Here is a 19,643-nt window from a genome sequence, read left to right as displayed (position 1 = left end):
CACGTTCAAGGTAATGATGCGGCACACAGACCAAACGCCGTCCTGATCAGAGGGTCTATCGCCTTGTCAGCTGCTGCCGCTACGACCGGCAACCAAAGATGATCAGCTATGCTTGCGCAGCGAAGGGAAACGAAAGTGGTTCAACCCCCCATGGATATCAAGTTCACCAACCGCCTGTCCTATAAACAGGCCCGGCTCACCGTGCTGGTGGGGTTCATTCTGGGGACCGCGCTCAGTCTGCTGCAAATCGGCATCGATTATGCCAGCGAAGACGCCTCCATCAATCGCGAAATCCAGTCATTGCTGGAAATCAGCCACAACCCGGCCTCGCGCATTGCCTACAACATCGATGCCGAACTGGCCCAGGAACTGACCCTGGGTCTGTTGCGCTCCCCGGCGATCATTCGCGCGCAATTGATCGACAACAACAGCACCCTGCTGGCCAACGTCGAGCGCCCGCCGCAACAGAGCGGCTACCGGGCCCTGAGCGACTTCCTGTTCGGCGCCGACCGTCAGTTCGAAGACCGCCTGTACCTGAGCCACCTGCCGGAAGAATCCCTCGGCACCCTGCACCTGGACGTGGACACCTATGCCTTCGGCAGTCGTTTCCTGCGCCGCGCCGAGGTCACCCTGATCAACGGTTTTGCCCGCAGCCTGATCCTCACCGGGATTCTCCTGGCCCTGTTCTACGTGATGCTGACCAAGCCGTTGGTGGGGGTGATCCGCGAGCTGAGCAGCCGCGATCCGCGCAGCCCGCAACAGACTCCGCTGGAATTCCCCCCGGGCCATGAAAACGATGAGGTCGGGGTGCTGGTCAAGGTCGCCAACCAGCAGTTCGAAATCATGGCCACGGAAATCCAGCAGCGGCGCATTGCCGAGAACCGCCTGACCGAGTACCTCGGGCAACTGGAAAACATCGTCTCGGCGCGCACCACCGAGCTCAAGGCCAGCAACGCCAGGCTCAGCCAGTCCAACGAAGAACTGGAACTTGCCCGACGCACCGCGCTGGACATGGCCCAGGCCCGCGCCGCGTTCCTGGCCAACATGAGCCACGAGATCCGCACCCCGCTCAACGGCCTGCTGGGGATGATCGCCCTGGCCCTGGACAGCCCTCTGAATCCCGAACAGCGCCAGCAGCTGTCCATCGCCCACGACTCCGGCAAGGTGCTGGTGGAACTGCTCAACGATATTCTCGACATGTCCAAGTTCGACGCCGGGCAGCTGGAGCTGGAGCGCATTCCCTTCGACCTCGGGGTGCTGGTGGAGGACACCGCCAACTTGCTGTCGCAGAACGCTGCGGCCGGTGTGGAGCTGGCCTGCCTGATCGCTCCGGACTTTCCGGCCCTGGTGCTGGGGGATCCGATGCGGGTGCGGCAGATCGTCAGCAATCTGCTGTCCAATGCCCTCAAGTTCACTCGCTTCGGCCGAGTTGACGTGCGCCTGAGCACCCTGGGCGACGGGGTGCGCATCGAGATCTGCGACACCGGCATCGGCATCGCCCAGGAAGCCCAGGTGAAGATTTTCCAGCCCTATACCCAAGCGGGTGCCGGCATCACCCGCCAGTACGGCGGCACCGGCCTTGGGCTGGCGCTGACCAACAACCTGTGCGAAGCCATGCACGGGCGCCTGAGCATCAGCTCGGAAGTCGGTTTTGGCAGTCAGTTCTGCGCCGATCTACCGCTGCCTTGCCATACGCCTTCGGCCCCGCCGCCGGCGTTGTCTGGAAAGGTCGTGGGCATTACCGATGCCGGTAGCGGCCTGGCCGAATTGCTTGATTCCCTGCTGCCGACCTGGGGCCTGGACTACCAGCGCTACGACATCGAGGCCTCACTGGCCGGGGTCAATCCCGATCTGCTGATCACCGATTGCCCGGAATGCCTGTTTGGCCTGCGCCCGGCCATCACCGCGCCAATCCTGCTGGTGACCGCTTATGGCAGCTTCCTGCCCAGCGAAGAGGCCAGCGCCCTGGCGCCACTGCAGCAACAGGCCCGTCCCCTGGCGCGCAATGCCCTGTATCAGACCCTGCGCCGCTCGTTGCTGGCAGAAACCATCACCCTCAACGACGCCCAGTTGAACATGCCGACGCAGATTCGTCGGGCCGAGATTCTGCTGGTGGAAGACAACCCGGTGAACCAGCTGGTGGCCAAGGGCATGCTGAGCAAGCTCGGCTGCGCGGTGACCGTGGCCGCCCACGGTGCCGAAGCACTCAACCAGCTGGAGCACCACCGCTTCGATCTGGTGCTGATGGATTGCAACATGCCAGTCATGGACGGTTACGAGGCCAGCCGGCAGATCCGTCGCAGCGGACGCTGGCCGGACCTGCCGATCATTGCCCTGACCGCCAACGCCATGCCCGAGGAGCGTGAACGCTGTCGGGCCGCGGGCATGAGCGACTACCTGGCCAAGCCATTTCGCCGCGAGGAACTGATCGCCCTGCTGGACCAGTGGGTGCCGACTACGACAAGGCTCTGATCTGCTGCAGCAGGTGATCGAGGCCATCGCGCAAGGGATCGAGGTTGTCGAGATCGACTCCGCTGTCGCACAACAGCGCCGCCTTGAGCGGCGGCACCCGATCCCGCAGCGCCAGCCCGGCTTCGCTCAGGCTCAGGTGCACTTCCCGCTCATCGCGTCCGGAACGTTGACGCTGCACCAGTTGCAGTTGCTGCAAACGCTTGAGCAGCGGGGTCAGGGTTCCGGAGTCGAGCAACAGGCGCTCCCCCAGGGCCTTGACGGTCGGCTGCGACACTGGCGTCGCCTGCCACTCCCACAGCACCAGCATCACCAGGTACTGCGGGTAGGTCAGGCCCAGGCGGTCGAGCATCGGCTTGTAGCCACGCACCACCGCCCGCGAGGCGGCGTACAGCTTGAAGCACAGCTGGCGGTCGAGCTGGAGGGAGGCATCCACAGGCTGGTCGTTCATTTGAGCAGGGCTTCGATCTCGCGGCCAAGGTCCTGGGGCTTGGTCGCCGGAGCGAAGCGCTTGACCAGCTTGCCGTCCCGACCGATCAGGAACTTGGTGAAATTCCACTTGATGCCCTGGGAACCCAGGACACCGGGGGCGCGCTTCTTCAACTGGACGAACAGCGGGTGAGCCGCGGCGCCATTGACGTCGATCTTCTTGAACAGCGGGAAGCTGACGCCGTAGTTCAGCTCGCAGAACTCGGAAATCGCCCCTTCGTCACCCGGTTCCTGCTTGCCGAACTGGTTGCAGGGAAAACCCAGCACCACCAGGCCCTGGTCCTTGTAGGTCTGCCACAGCTGCTCAAGCCCCTTGTACTGGGGGGTGAAGCCACACTTGCTGGCGGTATTGACCACCAGCACGGCCTTGCCGGCGAAGTCCGCCAGGGTCTTGTGTTCGCCCTTGATGGTGATGCAGGGAATAGTCAGCAGCGAGTCGGTCATGGCAGCAATTCCACTCAAGATAAGAGCCGATAAAAATAGCTCTCAATTAAATTGTGTGCAATTTAATTGATGAAAAGGCGACCCAAAGAGTCGCCTTGCTGCCTAGCGCGGCAGCAGATCCAGGCACACCGAGTTGATGCAGTAACGCAGGCCAGTGGGTGGCGGACCGTCCGGAAAAACGTGGCCCAGGTGGGCATCGCACTTGGCGCAGACCACTTCGGTGCGGATCATGCCGTGGCTCATGTCGCGGATCTCGACCATGGCGCTGTCGGCGATCGGCTCGTAGAAACTGGGCCAGCCACAACCGGAGTCGAATTTGGCCCGGGAGTCGAACAGCGGCTCGTTGCAGCAGATGCAGTGATAGACGCCATCGGCCTTGGTGGCGTTGTACTTGCCCGAGAACGGACGTTCGGTGCCTTTGAGCCGGCAAACGTTGTACTGCTCCGGATCGAGCATTGCCCGCCACTCTTCCAGGGTTTTTTCCAGCTTTTCCATGGTCCTTCCTCTGCAACGGAAAAAGCCCGATCTGTGGCTTTTCCACGGATCGGGCGGCACGTATGATTGCGCCTCGTCAGACGCCAGTCTGGCAGCCGCGTTACACCCATTCAAACGGATTTTGCCGCAGCCGGTGCGGGCTACAGGCCGGTGTGACACGGCAGGATTCCCAGTACGGTAGTTCATCCTCCGCCTGGATCGTTCATTTTCGGGAACACATCGCCATGCAGGTCAGCAAATCGAACAAGCTCGCCAACGTCTGTTATGACATTCGCGGCCCAGTGCTCAAGCACGCCAAGCGTCTGGAGGAGGAAGGCCATCGCATCCTCAAGCTGAACATCGGCAACCCGGCGCCCTTTGGTTTCGAAGCGCCGGACGAGATTCTCCAGGACGTGATTCGCAACCTGCCCACCGCCCAGGGCTACAGCGACTCCAAGGGCCTGTTCAGTGCGCGCAAGGCAGTGATGCAGTACTACCAGCAAAAGCAGGTGGAAGGCATCGGCATTGAAGACATCTACCTGGGCAACGGTGTTTCAGAACTGATCGTGATGGCCATGCAGGCCCTGCTCAACAACGGCGACGAAGTGCTAGTGCCGGCCCCGGACTATCCACTGTGGACCGCCGCGGTGAGCCTGGCGGGCGGCAATCCGGTGCACTACCTGTGCGACGAGCAGGCCAACTGGTGGCCGGACCTGGCCGACATCAAGGCCAAGATCACCCCGAACACCAAAGCCCTGGTGATCATCAACCCGAACAACCCCACCGGCGCCGTGTACCCCAAGGAAGTCCTGCTGGGCATGCTGGAGTTGGCCCGCCAGCACAACCTGGTGGTGTTCTCGGACGAGATCTACGACAAGATCCTCTACGATGACGCCGTGCACATCTGCACCGCCTCCCTGGCACCGGACCTGCTGTGCCTGACCTTCAACGGCCTGTCCAAGTCCTACCGCGTGGCCGGTTTCCGTTCCGGCTGGGTGGCCATTTCCGGTCCCAAGCAGCATGCCCTGAGCTATATCGAAGGCATCGACATGCTGGCCAACATGCGCCTGTGCGCCAACGTGCCCAGCCAGCACGCGATCCAGACCGCCCTGGGCGGCTACCAGAGCATCAATGACCTGGTGCTGCCGCCGGGCCGCCTGCTGGAACAGCGCAACCGCACCTGGGAGCTGCTCAACGACATTCCCGGGGTCAGCTGCGTGAAACCCATGGGCGCGCTGTATGCCTTCCCCCGGATCGACCCGAAAGTCTGCCCGATCCATAACGATGAGAAGTTCGTTCTCGACCTGCTGCTTTCGGAAAAACTCCTGGTGGTCCAGGGCACCGCGTTCAACTGGCCTTGGCCGGATCACTTCCGCGTGGTCACCCTGCCGCGGGTGGATGACCTGGAACAAGCCATTGGTCGGATCGGAAGTTTCCTTAAGTCCTACCGCCAATAATCCGAATCACGCAGTGCGATCCTCACCCGGTCGCACTGCGATTAATTCAGCAACACATCTTCGCTGCCCTGCACCACGCCCCTTCTATAAGCTTGCACTTTCCGCCCGGCCGATTGTCACAAATCCTGCACCGCAACCGGTTGATTGCCCCATCCGACAATCCCCCGCGCCGCGTCAATGCAAGCGTCTAACCCCGGGTCTAGACGACACAGTTTGAAATAGAAGCCGTATTGAATAGGCCGTTGCCGCACCTTATATACCCCGCAGTACGCTACATCTTTAGCTTGAGGAGATTTCTACAACCATGATGCGAATCCTGCTGTTTTTGGCCACTAACCTTGCGGTCGTGCTGATTGCCAGCATCACCCTGAGCCTTTTCGGCTTCAACGGGTTCATGGCGGCCAATGGGGTTGATCTCAACCTCAATCAGCTGCTGATTTTCTGTGCCGTCTTTGGTTTTGCCGGTTCGCTGTTCTCGCTGTTCATCTCCAAGTGGATGGCGAAGATGAGCACCAGCACGCAGATCATCACTCAACCGCGCACCCGCCATGAGCAATGGTTGTTGCAAACCGTTGAGCAACTGTCCCGTGAAGCCGGGATCAAGATGCCCGAAGTGGGTATTTTCCCGGCCTATGAGGCCAACGCCTTCGCCACCGGCTGGAACAAGAACGACGCTCTGGTAGCGGTCAGCCAGGGCCTGCTGGAGCGTTTCTCGCCCGATGAAGTGAAAGCCGTGCTGGCCCATGAGATCGGTCACGTTGCCAACGGCGACATGGTGACCCTGGCGCTGATCCAGGGCGTGGTGAACACCTTCGTGATGTTCTTCGCGCGGATCATCGGCAACTTCGTCGACAAGGTGATCTTCAAGAACGAAGAAGGCCAGGGCATTGCCTACTACGTGGCGACCATCTTCGCCGAGTTGGTCCTGGGTTTCCTGGCCAGCGCCATCGTCATGTGGTTCTCGCGCAAGCGTGAATACCGTGCCGACGAAGCCGGTGCCCGGCTGGCCGGCACCAACGCCATGATCGGTGCCCTGCAGCGCCTGCGTTCGGAACAGGGCCTGCCGGTGCACATGCCCGACACCCTGAACGCCTTCGGCATCAATGGCGGCATCAAACAGGGCCTGGCTCGCATGTTCATGAGCCACCCGCCGCTGGAAGAGCGTATCGACGCCCTGCGTCGTCGCGGCTGATCCGCTGCAAGGCCATACCCAAAAGGGCGACGCGAGTCGCCCTTTTGCATGGCCGCCAAGAACGCCTATTCACGGGCACCTTGCTTGTTCAGGCGATAGACCCTCTCCACCAGCCGGGTCACGCCACCCTGGAGAAACTTCCAGCTCTCGCCAAGAATGTCGCGCTCCGTTTCGACCTGCAGCTGCCAGACACCCCCGAGACGCTGGCAAACTTCATCGTCGAGCACCGCGAATGGCGGCCCGTCCAGTTGCTCCTGGGCGTAATCCATGGTTATCAACAGCCCCTTGCTGCCCTCCGGCAGCAGGCCATTGAGGTGGGCGCAGTAGCGCTGCCGCATCGGCGGGGGCAAGGCGATCATGGCCGCACGGTCGTACAGGGCTGTGCAACCCGCCGTGTCCTCGGCAGTCAGGGCAAAGAAATCGCCACACCAGAGCTGGATCGGTCCCTGAGCATAGACCTTGAACTCTCCGTGCTGGCTGATCTGCGGCTGCAACTGATGCTCACGAAAGAAATCCTCCACTGCCTTTTCCGCCAACTCGATGCCCAGCACCTCGTAACCCTGGTCGGCGAGCCAGATCAGGTCCAGGCTCTTGCCGCACAACGGCACCAGCACGCGGGTTTGCGCTGCCAGGCCCAGGGCCGGCCAGTACTGCCGCAGGTAGGGGTTGACCTCTGCCAGGTGAAAGCCGATCTGATCCCGCTCCCAACGCTTTTGCCAAAAGTCCGCTTGCATGAGAAGTCCTTAAAATTCGATCAAAAAGCGCTAAAACTTATATTAGATTTAGATCAATGATCTGATTGAAGATGGCGCATCTTAACCTTCAGGACCTTGCTCATGCTCCCCAGCCTGTTTATCTCCCATGGTTCTCCCATGCTGGCCCTGGAACCTGGCGCCAGTGGCCCCGCGCTGGCTCGCCTGGCGGCACAACTGCCGCGCCCCAAAGCGATCCTGGTGGTTTCGGCCCACTGGGAAAGCCAGGATTTGCGAGTCAGCGCCCATCCGCACCCGGAAACCTGGCATGACTTTGGCGGCTTCCCGGCAGCGCTGTTCGCTGTGCAGTACCCCGCTCCCGGCGACCCTGAGCTGGCGGCGCAAGTGGTGGAGCTGCTCAAGGCCGACGGCCTGCCGGCCCAGCTCGACAAGGAGCGCCCCTTCGACCACGGCGCGTGGGTGCCACTGTCCCTGATGTACCCGCAAGCGGACATCCCGGTGATCCAGCTATCGCTGCCCACCCGCCTGGGTCCGGCCCTGCAGACGCGCATCGGCCACGCCCTGGCAGGCCTGCGGCAACAGGGCGTGTTGCTGATCGGCTCCGGCAGCATCACCCACAACCTGCGGGAGCTGGACTGGCATGCAGGTCCGGAAAGCGTCGAGCCCTGGGCCAAGGCCTTTCGGGACTGGATGATCGAGAAGCTGGCGGCCAATGATGAAGCGGCCCTGCATGATTACCGGCAGCAGGCACCGCATGCCGTGCGCAGCCATCCCAGCGATGAACACCTGCTGCCGCTGTACTTCGCCCGGGGTGCCGGCGGTGAGTTCGGCGTGGCCCACCAGGGCTTTACCATGGGCGCCTTGGGGATGGACATCTATCGCTTTGGCTGATGCTTCGCCGGCAAGCCGGCTCTTACAACCCCCTTTGTAGGAGCCGACTTGCCGGCGAACAGTCACGGCCTAAATTCCAGGCAAAAAAATCCCCGAACCAGTCGGGGATTTTTCTTGCCTGATCAATCAGCCCGAGGGCGGATCAATCTTCGCGGTAGCGACGCAGCTTGAGCTGCTTGCCGGCCACGCGAGTGTCCTTGAGCTTGGTCAGCAGACGATCAAGACCGTCTTCCGGCAGCTCTACCAGACTGAAGCTGTCACGCACCTGGATACGACCGATGGCTTCACGGGCCAGGCCGCCTTCGTTGAGAATCGCGCCCAAGAGGTTCTTGGCAGCGATACCGTCACGGGCACCCAGCGCGGTACGGCAGCGTGCACGACCTTCGCCCAGAGGCATTGGCGCGCGACGCTCACGGTCACCACGATCAGGACGATCACCGGAACGCTCAGGACGATCACCACGTGGCGCGCTGTTTGGCACCAGTGGACGCTCTTTCTCGATGGCGGCCAGGTTCAGCGCCTGACCGTTGGTGGCCTTGCGCAGCAGGGCCGCGGCCAGTGCACGTGGGCTGCAACCGATGTCGGCAGTCAGGCGATCCAGCAGCTCGCCGTGGGTCGCTTCTGCGTCCGCCACCAGCGGCGACAGGCTGTTGGTCAGCTTCTTGATGCGCGCATCGAGAACGGCCTGGGCGTCCGGCAGGCGAACTTCGGCAACCTTCTGCCCGGTCACACGCTCGATCACTTGCAGCATGCGGCGCTCACGCGGAGTCACCAGCAGCAGTGCGCGACCTTCGCGACCGGCACGGCCGGTACGGCCGATACGGTGCACGTAGGATTCCGGATCGTACGGCATGTCCACGTTGAATACGTGGGTGATGCGCGGTACGTCCAGGCCACGAGCGGCGACGTCAGTGGCCACAACGATGTCCAGACGACCATCCTTGAGGGAGTCGATCACGCGCTCACGCTGGTTCTGGGCAATGTCACCGTTCAGCGCAGCGGCTTTGTAGCCTTTGGCTTCCAGGGCACTGGCCAGGTCCAGGGTCGCTTGCTTGGTGCGCACGAACATGATCAGGGCGTCGAAATCTTCAACTTCCAGCAGGCTCAGAACGGCAGAAGTCTTCTGGTCAGCGTGAACCAGCAGGTGAGCCTGCTCGATCGCGGTGACGGTCTGGGTCTTGCTCTGGATCTTGACGTGTTTCGGGTCTTTCAGGTGACGCTCGGCGATGGCCCGGATCGACTGCGGCAGGGTGGCCGAGAACAGTACGGTCTGGCGCGACTCAGGCATGGCCTTGAAGATGACTTCCAGGTCATCCATGAAGCCCAGCTTGAGCATTTCGTCAGCTTCGTCGAGAACCAGGTGGTTCACGGTGGCCAACACTTTTTCGTCGCGACGCAGGTGGTCGCACAGACGGCCCGGAGTGGCGACAACGATCTGCGCGCCATTCCGGATTGCTTTCAGTTGTGGGCCCATCGGCGCACCGCCGTAGACGGCCACAACAGTCACGCCCGGCATTTGCTTGGCGTAGGTTTCGAAAGCGGTTGCAACTTGCAGCGCCAACTCACGGGTTGGGGCCAGGATCAGAGCTTGCGGCTCGCGCTTGGACGGATCAATGCGGTGCAGGATAGGCAGGGCAAAGGCAGCGGTTTTACCGGTACCGGTTTGCGCCTGGCCAATCATATCGTGCCCGGCAAGGATGATCGGGATCGACTGCTGCTGAATAGCCGAAGGCTCTTCATAGCCGGTAGCGACTACTGCAGCGACAATATTGGGATGAAGTTCAAGAGCGGCGAAGCCGCCGATTTCCTGGGTCATGGGTCTGCCTCTAAGTGCATCCGCAAAGACCCATGCTCCAAAGCTGCGCATGCCGTGTAAGACTCAAGAGTCACCCTGGCAGCTTTGTCGGCGGGGATTTGCGAAAACGATTGAAAGAAATGAACGTCAAGGATAGTCCGCGCAGCGGACAAGCAGCCGAAGCTGACTTCGGGGAATTGCATCACCTAAACGAGGCCCGGTTAAAGGCCGGCGCGCACTATACCGGAATTACTCAAAAAAGGGAGTTTTTTTTATCGGAAAAATCCGCCAAACGCCCGATGGTCACGGGCTTTGCGCAGACTCCAAGGGCGCGCTATTTTGCTTGGGCCCGCCGCTGTTGGTCGTCATCGCTAAAACGTTTCACCCTGGTGCTTGAAAGCCGTCTCGCCCATTCCCTCTTCCCCCTTGAGGATCGCGCCCATGAATCAGCCCAGTGCAAGCCGTGTCAGCCGCGAACTGCGTGGTCATCTATTCCTGATCGGCCTGGACCGGGTCGCCAAGCGCAATGCCTTCGACCTGGAACTGCTCAACCAGCTGAGCCTGGCCTACGGCGAGTTCGAAGCCAGCAGCCAAGCGCGGATCGCCGTGGTGTTCGGCCACGGCGAGCACTTCACCGCGGGGCTGGACCTGGCCAATGTCGGTGCCGCCCTGGCCCAGGGCTGGCAAGCACCGCCCGGCGGCTGCGACCCGTGGGGCGTGTTCGCCGGACCGCGGGTGAGCAAGCCGGTGATCGTCGCCGTGCAGGGTTACTGCCTGACCATCGGTATCGAGCTGATGCTGGCGGCGGACATCAACCTGTGCGCCAGCAACACGCGCTTTGCCCAGATGGAGGTACAACGCGGGATATTTCCCTTCGGCGGCGCGACCCTGCGCCTGCACCAGCTGGCCGGCTGGGGCAACGCCATGCGCTGGTTGCTCACCGGCGATGAATTCGACGCCCATGAAGCGCTGCGTCTGGGACTGGTGCAGGAGGTGATGGCCAGCGAAGACCTGCTGCCCCGGGCCGTGGCACTGGCCGAGCGCATCGCCCGGCAAGCACCGCTGGGCGTGCAGGCGACGCTGATGTCGGCGCGTCAGGCCCGGCTTGAGGGCGAAACGGCGGCCGCTCAGGGCCTGCCGCCGCTGGTGCACAAGCTGATGAACAGCGAAGACGCCAAGGAAGGGGTGCAGGCGATGATCGAAAAACGCCCCGGGGTGTTCAAGGGCTGTTGAACAGGCTGGCCGGCGAATCGTCTTCGCCGGCCAGCCGTTGCCTGCCAGGGGCTCATGTCGCAGGGCGAATGGCCTTGATCAGCGGCTGCAGGGAGTAACCCAGGCGCGGAGCCAGGGCTTCGGCCCGGGCATTCAGAGCTGGCAGATCGAGCGTCTGCTCAAGATCGGAGGGCACGATCAGGATCACGTTGCCCTCCTTCACCGGCAGCTCCCAGTAATGCCGGTGATAGAGTCCGCGCAACAGCGCGGCGCCGAGGGGCTTGCCATCATCGGTGGCCCATTGGTTGATCACCAGCCAGCCACCGGGATTGAGGCGCTTCTGACAGTTTTCCAGAAACCCCCAGGCCAGATGGCCGACGCCGGGGCCGACATCGGTGTACAGGTCGACGAAGATCAGGTCGGCGCATTCGGCGCTGTCCAGCAGCTCCAGGGCATCACCGATTCTTATATATAGACGCGGATCGTCGTCCAGCCCCAGGTACTCGATGGCCAGGCGCGGCACATCCGGACGCAGTTCGATGGCCTCGACGTCTTCCAGGGGCAGGAACTTCAGGCACGCCTGGGTCAGGGTCCCGGCGCCCAGGCCGAGAAACAGCGCACTCTCGGGGGCGGAATGACACAGGGCGCCGATCAGCATGGCCCGGGTGTAGTCGTACTCCAGCCAGCTGGGGTCGGCGGTGAACACGCAGCTTTGCTCGATGGCGTCGCCAAATTCGAGGAAGCGGTAATCCGCCACTTCCAATACCCGAATCATGCCGAACTCGTCATGAACCTCGGCGAGCACACGCTCGACGCGCTCCTCAGTCATTTCATCTCCTAGTCGCGGGGCCCGCAATCAGGCCGGCGCGAGAAACCAACCGCTCGGCAGCGAGCGGGAAAGGCGCGATTGTCGGCCAAGCGAGAGGAGCAGGTCACGCACTAATTTGCTGCTAACATGCCCCTCCCACCGTAAAGCACTCGAGTCCGCGATGAGCCAACCCTGGAGCCCCGACAGCTGGCGCGCCCTGCCGATCCAGCAACAACCCCAGTACCCCGACGCCGCACATCTGCTGCAGGTCGAGCAGACCCTGGCCAGTTATCCACCGCTGGTGTTTGCCGGTGAGGCCCGGGAGTTGCGCCGCCAGTTCGCCGAGGTCACCCAGGGTCGCGCCTTCCTGCTGCAGGGCGGCGATTGTGCCGAAAGCTTCGCCGAGTTCTCCGCGGCGAAGATCCGCGACACCTTCAAGGTGCTGCTGCAGATGGCCATTGTCATGACCTTTGCCGCCGGCTGCCCGGTGGTCAAGGTCGGGCGCATGGCCGGGCAGTTCGCCAAGCCGCGCTCGGCCAACGACGAAACCATCAATGGCGTGACCTTGCCGGCCTATCGTGGCGACATCGTCAACGGCATTGGCTTCGACGAGAAAAGCCGGGTACCGGACCCGGACCGCCTGCTGCAGTCCTACCACCAGGCCACGGCCACCCTGAACCTGCTGCGGGCCTTTGCCCAGGGCGGGTTCGCCGACCTGCATCAGGTGCACAAGTGGAACCTGGACTTCATCGCCAACTCGGCCCTGGCCGAGAAGTACAGCCAACTGGCGGACCGCATCGATGAAACCCTGGCCTTCATGCGTGCCTGCGGCATGGACAGCTCGCCGCAACTGCGCGAAACCAGCTTCTTCACGGCCCACGAAGCCCTGCTGCTCAATTACGAAGAAGCCTTCGTGCGACGCGACAGCCTGACCAACGACTACTACGACTGCTCGGCCCACATGCTGTGGATCGGCGACCGCACCCGCCAGCTCGACGGTGCCCACGTCGAGTTCCTGCGCGGGGTGAACAACCCGATCGGGGTCAAGGTCGGCCCGAGCATGAACACCGAGGAACTGATCCGCCTGATCGATATCCTCAACCCGAGCAACGATCCCGGCCGCCTCAACCTGATCGTGCGCATGGGTGCGAACAAGGTCGGCGATCATCTGCCGCAGCTGATCCGCGCCGTGGAACGCGAAGGCAAGCAAGTGCTCTGGAGCTCGGACCCGATGCACGGCAACACCATCAAGGCCAGCAGCGGCTACAAGACCCGGGATTTCGCGCAGATCCTGACTGAGGTCAAGGAGTTCTTCCAGGTGCATCAGGCCGAAGGCAGCTATGCCGGCGGCATCCATATCGAGATGACCGGGCAGAACGTCACCGAGTGCATCGGCGGCGCCCGTCCGATCACCGAAGACGGTCTGTCGGACCGCTATCACACTCATTGCGACCCGCGGATGAATGCCGACCAGTCGCTGGAACTGGCCTTCCTGATCGCCGAGACGCTCAAGCAGGTCAAGCGCTGAGGGGCCTTTCGCGGGCCAGCCCGCTCCTACACAGCCCTGTAGGAGCGGGCTGGCCCGCGAAGCTTTTTACGCCAGCACCTCACGCAGACGGTGCGCACCATCACGCCGGCAATTGAGCTGAATCTGCTCCAGCCCCAGCCAGTCGGCCATCTGTCGCAATTGCCCGGCCAGTGCGCGGACGCCCTCCTCGTCCAGGCCCGGCTCTTCCTCATGCACCGCATGCACTGCCAGACAGCCTTGGGCCCGCTCCGCCCGCAGATCGACCCGGGCGACAATCCGCTCGTTGTGCAGGAACGGCAGCACGTAATAGCCATAGACCCGCTTATGCCTTGGCGTGTAGATCTCCAGCCGGTAGCGGAAGTCGAACAGCCGCTCGGTACGGCTGCGCTCCCAGATCAGCGAATCGAAAGGTGAGAGCAGCGCACTGGCCTCGACCCTGCGCGGCACCCTGACCTGCGGCAGACAATAGGCCGGCTGGCGCCAGCCCTGCACTTCGCAGCTCAACAGGTCGCCGGACTCCAGCAACTCCGCCAGCCGCGCACGGCTATCGCCGGGATCAAGACGAAAGTAGTCCCGCAGATCCTTTTCCGTGGCCACGCCCAGGGCCCCGGCCGCGTGCATCAGCAAACCGCGCTGGGCCTGGGCCTCGTCCAGTGGTGGCTGCTGGAGAATGGCTGCAGGCAGCACCCGCTCCGGCAAATCGTAGAGGCGCTCGAAGCCACGACGCCCGGCCACCGTCACCTCACCAGCGGCGAACAACCATTCCAGGGCGTGCTTTTCATCGCTCCAATCCCACCAGGGCCCGGCGCGTTCCTCGCGGGTGCAGAGGCTGCCGGCACCCAGCGCGCCCTGCTCCTGGACCGCCGCCAGCACCCGCCGGACAGTGCCCAGGCGCTCCTGGCCAAAACGCGCCAGCTGCGCGTAGATGCCCTGCCCTTGCCGCGCCCGCTGCATCCGCCAGCGCAGCAATGGGTACATGGACATGGGCAGCAACGACGCCTCATGCCCCCAATACTCGAACAAGGTGCGTTGCCGGCCCTGACTCCAGGCGGCCTGGTCGAGCAATGCCTGTGGATAACTGCCCAGGCGGGAAAACAGCGGCAGGTAATGCGCCCGCACCAAGGCGTTGACCGAATCGATCTGCAGCAGGCCCAGGCGCTCGATCTGTCGATTGAGCCCTGCGGCCTTGATCGTTGCCGGCGGCCGACGCCCGCCGAAGCCCTGGGCCGCCAGGGCCAATCGACGAGCCTGCTTGAGTGAGAAAGAACATTCTGCGGGCATGGGGGGATCTCCTTGTCTGCCCGCACGCTAGCGCACCGGGAACCGGCTTGTGTAGCACTCTTGCCGCTATTTATGCATCGGGTCGTCCCAGAACGGGCGGACCCGCTCATGCTCGACATCGACCCGCGTCAGACCCAGGTCCTTCAACGCCTCATCGCTCAGCCCGGCCAGCATCCGGCGCTCGCGCCCAAGCTCATGCCAGCGCATCACCCGGCGCCACAGGCCGCTGAATGTCAGCGCCTGAAACGACAGCTTGTGGACCAGCACATAACCCTTTTGACCTTTCATCATCTTGCCCTCCAGTGGGGATGACGCCAGTGTCTGCTCGGGCTTAAGATCAATCCAACGAATGTTTCTTATGTCATACATCTCAGGATTTGATGCAATGTCCCAATTCCCCAGCATCGACACCGAAGTTCTGCGCACCTTCGTCGCCATCGCCGATGAAGGCGGTTTTACCCGGGCCGGCGAGCGGGTCAATCGCACTCAATCCGCGGTGAGCATGCAGATGAAGCGCCTGGAGGAAGACGTGCTGCAGCGCCAGCTGTTCCAGCGCGACGGGCGCCAGGTCAAGCTCACCGCCGAGGGCCAGGTGCTGCTGGGCTACGCCCGACGCATCCTGAAACTGCACAGCGAAGTGTTCAATACCCTGCGCGAGCCGCACATGGTGGGCCTGGTACGCATCGGCACCCCGGACGACTATGTGATGCGCTTTCTGCCGGGGATTCTGTCGCGCTTTGCCCTGAGCTATCCGCTGATCCAGATCGAGGTGCATTGCGAATCATCCAAGCAACTGCTGCAACGCCAGGACCTGGACCTGTCCATCGTCACCCGCAAGCCGGGCAGCGAAATCGGCCAGCTTCTGCGCAAGGAACGCTTCGTCTGGGCCGCAGCCCAGTGCTTCACGCCACATGAGCAGATGCCACTGCCGCTGGCCATGTTCAATAGCGACTGCTTCTGCCGGCTCTGGGCCTGCAACGCCCTGGATGCCATCGGCCTCGACTATCGGATTGCCTACAACAGTTCCAGCCTGTCGGCGATCATGGCGGTGGTCAGTGCCGGGCTGGCGGTTACCGCACAGCTGGAAAGCCTGATCACCCCGGACCTGCGCATCCTCGGTGAAAACGAAGGGCTGCCGGAACTGCCCGAGGCCAGCATCATGCTGGTGCGCAACCTCAACACTCCCTCGCCCATCACCGAGTGCCTGGCAGAGCACATCATCGAAGGCTTCAAACTTTAAAGGCCAGCATCACCGCACACACCACCAGGAAACCGCAGAACAAGGCGCGCAACAGGCGCTCGGGCAAGGCATGGGCCACTTTCACGCCCCAACTGATGCTCAGCAAGCCGCCTGCGGCCAAAGGCAGGCCGATCATCCAGTCCACCTGATGATGCAAGCCGTAGGTCACCAGGGTCACACCGGTGCTCGGCAGCGCAAGGGCCAGGGACAGCCCCTGCGCCACCACCTGGGTGGTACCGAAGATGCTGGTCAAGACTGGCGTGGCCACTACCGCTCCGCCTACGCCGAACAGCCCGCCCATGGCCCCGGAAGCGGCGCCCAGAACCCCCAGCCAAGGCCAGGAATAACGCAACTGCGTGCTGGCCGGCGCGCTGCTCATGAACATGCGCAGCAGGTTGTAGGCCGACAGAGCCAGGAGAAAGGCGACAAAGCCGATACGCATCTTCTGCGGGTCAATGCCCACCGCCCAGATCGAGCCAAGCCAGGCGAAACAGAAGCCCATCAGCGCTAGGGGCAGCGCATGGCGCAGTTCAATGCGGTTGCGCTGGTGATAACGCCACAACGCCAACATCACATTGGGCACCACCATCACCAGCGCCGTACCTTGGGCAATCTGCTGATCCAGGCCGAACATGACCCCCAGCACCGGAATGGCGATCAAACCGCCACCGATCCCGAACAAACCGCCCACAGTGCCCAGGGCTGCGCCCAACAGCAGGTACATCACTAACTCGATCAAAGCGTCTCTCCTCACCTGAGAGCTGCATGCTACGCAGTCGGCCCTGGCTCGGAAACGCACAGCAACGCACAATGGCTGTGCCGTTTTCGCATAAGCGAGCTGATCATGAATCCCAATATCCTCACCGAACAACTGGGGCTGTTTCTCGATGTGCTGGAAGCCGGGAGCTTTTCCGCCGCGGCCCGCCGTCATCCCCTGACCCCTTCCGCCGTGGCCCGACGCATCGACAGCCTGGAAAATGCCGTGGGCACACCGTTGTTCATGCGCACCACCCACGCCGTGGTCGCCACTGCCGCCGGCCTGGCCTTTGCCGAGCGGGCCCGGCGCATTGTTGCCGAACTGCAACTGGCACGTGCCGAGGCGGTGTCCTTGAACCATGCGCCGGAAGGCCTGATCCGCATCGATGCCCCGGCTGCCTTCGGCCGCCGCCATCTGGCACCGGCCATTGCCGATTTCCTGGTGCTCTACCCGGGGCTGGATGTGCAGTTGCACCTGATCGACAGCTTTGTCGACATGCAGGGTTCGCATCTGGGCAAGGTCGACCTGGTGCTGCGCGCCGGGCAGCGGGTGGATACCCGGATGGTCGCCACGTCCCTGGCCAGCATCGTGCGCATCGCCTGTGCCAGCCCGTCCTACCTGAAAAGCCGCGGCCTCCCGAGCCACCCCGCCGAACTCAGCCAGCACGATGGCCTGGACTGGGATGGGCTGGCGCCGCTGTTTGCCTGGCGTTTCGAGCTTGATGGCCAGGTGCAGAGCCATCGCCCGCAGCGCATCCGCCTCAGCGCCAACAATGCCGAAGCCCTGCTTTCCGGGGCCCTGGCGGGTCTGGGGATTGCGCACCTGCCGACCTGGCTGGTGAGCGAATACCTGCTGCGGGGGGAGCTGGTGCCGCTGTTCTGCGACGGCGGCCTGCCCAAGCCGGAAACCGCCGGCATCTACGCCTTGCGCATGGAGCAGCACCCCAATGCCCGCAGCCGCCTGCTGCTCGAGTACCTGAAAAGCCGCTTCAGCCCGGTTCCACCCTGGGACCTGGCGCTACAAAGTGCGATGGGCTGACCCTGGAAAAATTATCTGGCGCATTAAAGACTCGCCCGCTAGATTCAGGACCATTAATGATCAAGGCCGCCAACATGACCACCGAACGCCCCGCTCCGGACCCTTGCGATCAGCTGCTGCTGGACAACCAAGTGTGTTTCGCCCTGCACTCAACGTCGCTGACGCTGACCAAGGTCTATAAACCGCTGCTGCAAAAACTCGGGCTGACCTACCCGCAGTACCTGGCGATGCTGGTGCTCTGGGAAAGGGATGGCCTGACGGTCGGCGAAATCAGCCAACGCCTGCTGACCGATCCCGGATCCCTGACACCGCTGCTCAAGCGCCTGGAAGCAGAGGGCCTGCTCAGCCGCACCCGCAGCCGGGAAGATGAACGGGTGGTGATTGTCGAACTGACGCCACAGGGCCGGGCGCTGCGCGAGCAAGCCCGGAACATTCCACAGTGCATTCTCGGGGCCAGTGGTCGGAGCGTGGAACAGTTGCGACAGCTACAGGAAGAGCTGCAGGTGCTGCGGGGGCACTTGCAGGACAGTCTTTGAGGCTTCGCGGGCAAGCCAGCTCCTGAGGCATGGGGCTGGTTTGGCGAATAAAAAATATTATTTTTAGAATCAACGACTTGAGCTGGACTCAAGGCCGCAGAAGGGATTTTCGCAAAATTTATCTTGCGCACTAAATACTTGAGCGATACATTTATTTCGCAATTACTTAGCGCGCAAACAATTAGCGCAAAAATCACCTAGCTCGAGGTTTTCATCATGCAAACTCTCTACACCGCCGTTGCAACCGCTACCGGTGGCCGTGATGGCCGCGCCGTTTCCAGCGACCAGATCCTCGACGTCAAACTGGCGACCCCCAAGGAACTGGGCGGTGCCGGTGGCCAGGCGACCAACCCGGAACAGTTGTTCGCCGCCGGCTATTCGGCCTGTTTCATCGGCGCCCTGAAGTTCGTGGCCAGCCAGAGCAAACGCAAGATCCCGGACGACGCCTCGATTACCGCCCATGTCGGCATCGGCCAGATTCCCGGCGGCTTCGGCCTGGATATCGACCTGCATATCAGCCTGCCCGGCCTGGCCCAGGAAGAAGCGCAAGGCCTGGTGGACGCGGCGCATCAGGTCTGCCCCTACTCCAACGCCACCCGCGGCAACGTCGATGTGCGCCTGCACGTGACGGTCTGAAACGGCAAACTCCAGGCATAAAAAAGCCCGACTCAAGGTCGGGCTTTCTGGTCTACAGGGTCGGGCCAGGTTTAAACCTTGGCGCGGCCTTTGTAGGAACCGCCTTCGCGGGTATCGATCTCGATCATGTCGCCGATCTCGATGAAGTCCGCAACGCTCAGCTCGGTACCGTTTTTCAGTTTGGCAGGCTTCATCACCTTGCCCGAAGTGTCGCCGCGAGCGGAACCTTCGGTGTAGTCAACCTGACGCACGATGGTGGTCGGCAGGTCAACGGAAACCAGACGGTCTTCGAAGAACACGGCTTCGCAAACGTCGGTCATGCCTTCTTCGATGAACGGCAGAACCGCTTCGATGTCTTCGGCGTTCAGCTCGTACATGGTGTAGTCGGTGGTGTCCATGAACGTGTAGGTGTCACCGCTGATGAACGACAGGGTCGCTTCTTTGCGATCCAGGATCACGTCGTCCAGTTTGTCGTCCGCACCGTAAACGGTTTCGGTCTTGTAACCGGTCAGCAGGTTCTTCAGCTTGGTCTTCATGATCGCGCTGTTACGACCGGACTTGGTGAATTCAGCTTTCTGAACCAGCCACGGATCGTTGTCGATACGGATCACGGTACCGGGTTTGAGTTCTTTACCAGTTTTCATTGCGAATATCCGAATTTGGATGGGATTTACAAAAATCTT

At 62.3% G+C, this 19,643-nt stretch carries 20 protein-coding genes; 10 read left to right on the top strand and 10 right to left on the bottom strand.

Annotated features, from left to right (window positions below):
• Positions 1-150: 150 nt before the first annotated feature.
• The gene (locus BLV47_RS08760; protein ID WP_092312200.1) at positions 151-2,472 is read left to right on the top strand and encodes a hybrid sensor histidine kinase/response regulator; all 2,322 of its coding nucleotides are present in this window, start codon (positions 151-153) and stop codon (positions 2,470-2,472) included.
• Here the strand turns inward: BLV47_RS08760 and BLV47_RS08755 are convergent.
• The 3 genes from BLV47_RS08755 to msrB form a co-directional block, all read right to left on the bottom strand.
• On the bottom strand, positions 2,456-2,920 hold the full coding sequence (locus tag BLV47_RS08755) for a MarR family winged helix-turn-helix transcriptional regulator (protein ID WP_092312197.1): 465 nt from the start codon (positions 2,918-2,920) through the stop codon (positions 2,456-2,458). The two genes, BLV47_RS08760 and BLV47_RS08755, sit on opposite strands and share 17 nt — an antisense overlap.
• A complete protein-coding gene (locus tag BLV47_RS08750) occupies positions 2,917-3,402 on the bottom strand; it encodes a glutathione peroxidase (RefSeq protein WP_092312194.1) in 486 nt (161 codons plus the stop codon). Before BLV47_RS08750 ends, BLV47_RS08755 begins: the two co-directional genes overlap by 4 nt.
• Before the next feature lie 102 nt (positions 3,403-3,504).
• On the bottom strand, positions 3,505-3,897 hold the full coding sequence (msrB, locus tag BLV47_RS08745; RefSeq protein WP_092312191.1) for a peptide-methionine (R)-S-oxide reductase MsrB: 393 nt from the start codon (positions 3,895-3,897) through the stop codon (positions 3,505-3,507).
• A 224-nt stretch (positions 3,898-4,121) separates the two neighbouring features.
• Here msrB and BLV47_RS08740 point away from each other — a divergent pair, with 224 nt between their 5' ends.
• Together BLV47_RS08740 and htpX are read left to right on the top strand one after the other, a co-directional pair.
• The gene (locus BLV47_RS08740; protein WP_016965070.1) at positions 4,122-5,333 is read left to right on the top strand and encodes a pyridoxal phosphate-dependent aminotransferase; all 1,212 of its coding nucleotides are present in this window, start codon (positions 4,122-4,124) and stop codon (positions 5,331-5,333) included.
• A gap of 304 nt (positions 5,334-5,637) precedes the next feature.
• Positions 5,638-6,525 (top strand): protease HtpX, encoded by an 888-nt coding sequence (htpX, locus tag BLV47_RS08735; protein WP_016965069.1) that lies wholly within the window; start codon positions 5,638-5,640, stop codon positions 6,523-6,525.
• 65 nt (positions 6,526-6,590) lie between these two features.
• Here the strand turns inward: htpX and BLV47_RS08730 are convergent, their stop codons facing one another.
• Entirely contained in the window at positions 6,591-7,259 is a 669-nt protein-coding gene (locus tag BLV47_RS08730) for a thiopurine S-methyltransferase (RefSeq protein WP_092312188.1), read from the bottom strand.
• A gap of 102 nt (positions 7,260-7,361) precedes the next feature.
• On the opposite strand from BLV47_RS08730, the gene BLV47_RS08725 reads away from it, so the two are divergent.
• On the top strand, positions 7,362-8,129 hold the full coding sequence (locus tag BLV47_RS08725; RefSeq protein WP_092312185.1) for a DODA-type extradiol aromatic ring-opening family dioxygenase: 768 nt from the start codon (positions 7,362-7,364) through the stop codon (positions 8,127-8,129).
• A gap of 142 nt (positions 8,130-8,271) precedes the next feature.
• Here the strand turns inward: BLV47_RS08725 and BLV47_RS08720 are convergent, their stop codons facing one another.
• Positions 8,272-9,945, bottom strand: a complete 1,674-nt coding sequence (locus tag BLV47_RS08720) for a DEAD/DEAH box helicase (protein WP_016968524.1) — start codon at positions 9,943-9,945, stop codon at positions 8,272-8,274.
• 420 nt (positions 9,946-10,365) lie between these two features.
• On the opposite strand from BLV47_RS08720, the gene BLV47_RS08710 reads away from it, so the two are divergent.
• Complete coding sequence (locus BLV47_RS08710) at positions 10,366-11,157, top strand: crotonase/enoyl-CoA hydratase family protein (protein WP_092312182.1); 792 nt, start codon at positions 10,366-10,368, stop codon at positions 11,155-11,157.
• A gap of 52 nt (positions 11,158-11,209) precedes the next feature.
• Here BLV47_RS08710 and BLV47_RS08705 read toward each other — a convergent pair whose 3' ends face one another.
• Positions 11,210-11,965: a spermidine synthase gene (locus BLV47_RS08705; RefSeq protein WP_092312179.1), complete on the bottom strand. Its 756-nt coding sequence runs from the start codon at positions 11,963-11,965 to the stop codon at positions 11,210-11,212.
• Positions 11,966-12,125: 160 nt separating this feature from the next.
• Between BLV47_RS08705 and BLV47_RS08700 the strand changes: the two genes are divergently transcribed.
• Positions 12,126-13,472 carry a class II 3-deoxy-7-phosphoheptulonate synthase gene (locus BLV47_RS08700; protein WP_092312176.1) on the top strand — a complete coding sequence of 449 codons (1,347 nt, stop codon included), beginning with the start codon at positions 12,126-12,128 and terminating at the stop codon, positions 13,470-13,472.
• A gap of 66 nt (positions 13,473-13,538) precedes the next feature.
• On the opposite strand, the gene BLV47_RS08695 is transcribed toward BLV47_RS08700, so the two are convergent.
• Both BLV47_RS08695 and BLV47_RS08690 read right to left on the bottom strand, forming a co-directional pair.
• Positions 13,539-14,753, bottom strand: a complete 1,215-nt coding sequence (locus tag BLV47_RS08695; RefSeq protein WP_092312173.1) for a winged helix-turn-helix domain-containing protein — start codon at positions 14,751-14,753, stop codon at positions 13,539-13,541.
• A 66-nt stretch (positions 14,754-14,819) separates the two neighbouring features.
• Positions 14,820-15,041, bottom strand: coding sequence for a DUF1127 domain-containing protein (locus tag BLV47_RS08690; protein WP_092317119.1), 222 nt, complete (start codon positions 15,039-15,041; stop codon positions 14,820-14,822).
• Between the two features lie 97 nt (positions 15,042-15,138).
• Here BLV47_RS08690 and BLV47_RS08685 point away from each other — a divergent pair, with 97 nt between their 5' ends.
• On the top strand, positions 15,139-15,993 hold the full coding sequence (locus tag BLV47_RS08685) for a LysR family transcriptional regulator (protein ID WP_092312170.1): 855 nt from the start codon (positions 15,139-15,141) through the stop codon (positions 15,991-15,993).
• Here BLV47_RS08685 and BLV47_RS08680 read toward each other — a convergent pair.
• Positions 15,983-16,732, bottom strand: coding sequence for a sulfite exporter TauE/SafE family protein (locus BLV47_RS08680; RefSeq protein ID WP_092312167.1), 750 nt, complete (start codon positions 16,730-16,732; stop codon positions 15,983-15,985). The two genes, BLV47_RS08685 and BLV47_RS08680, sit on opposite strands and share 11 nt — an antisense overlap.
• Positions 16,733-16,837: 105 nt before the next feature.
• On the opposite strand from BLV47_RS08680, the gene BLV47_RS08675 reads away from it, so the two are divergent.
• The 3 genes from BLV47_RS08675 to BLV47_RS08665 all read left to right on the top strand — a co-directional run bounded on the left by BLV47_RS08675 (position 16,838) and on the right by BLV47_RS08665 (position 18,960).
• A complete protein-coding gene (locus BLV47_RS08675) occupies positions 16,838-17,788 on the top strand; it encodes a LysR family transcriptional regulator (RefSeq protein WP_092312164.1) in 951 nt (316 codons plus the stop codon).
• Between the two features lie 74 nt (positions 17,789-17,862).
• Positions 17,863-18,324, top strand: coding sequence for a MarR family winged helix-turn-helix transcriptional regulator (locus BLV47_RS08670; protein WP_092317116.1), 462 nt, complete (start codon positions 17,863-17,865; stop codon positions 18,322-18,324).
• A 216-nt stretch (positions 18,325-18,540) separates the two neighbouring features.
• Positions 18,541-18,960: an organic hydroperoxide resistance protein gene (locus tag BLV47_RS08665; protein WP_092312161.1), complete on the top strand. Its 420-nt coding sequence runs from the start codon at positions 18,541-18,543 to the stop codon at positions 18,958-18,960.
• A gap of 71 nt (positions 18,961-19,031) precedes the next feature.
• Here BLV47_RS08665 and BLV47_RS08660 read toward each other — a convergent pair whose 3' ends face one another.
• The gene (locus tag BLV47_RS08660) at positions 19,032-19,604 is read right to left on the bottom strand and encodes an elongation factor P (RefSeq protein WP_007931398.1); all 573 of its coding nucleotides are present in this window, start codon (positions 19,602-19,604) and stop codon (positions 19,032-19,034) included.
• Positions 19,605-19,643: the final 39 nt, after the last annotated feature.

This window comes from Pseudomonas saponiphila (assembly GCF_900105185.1).
Classification (GTDB): domain Bacteria; phylum Pseudomonadota; class Gammaproteobacteria; order Pseudomonadales; family Pseudomonadaceae; genus Aquipseudomonas; species Aquipseudomonas saponiphila.
Note: the sequence above shows the minus strand (reverse complement) of the source record. Positions and strands in the feature narration are given on the sequence as shown.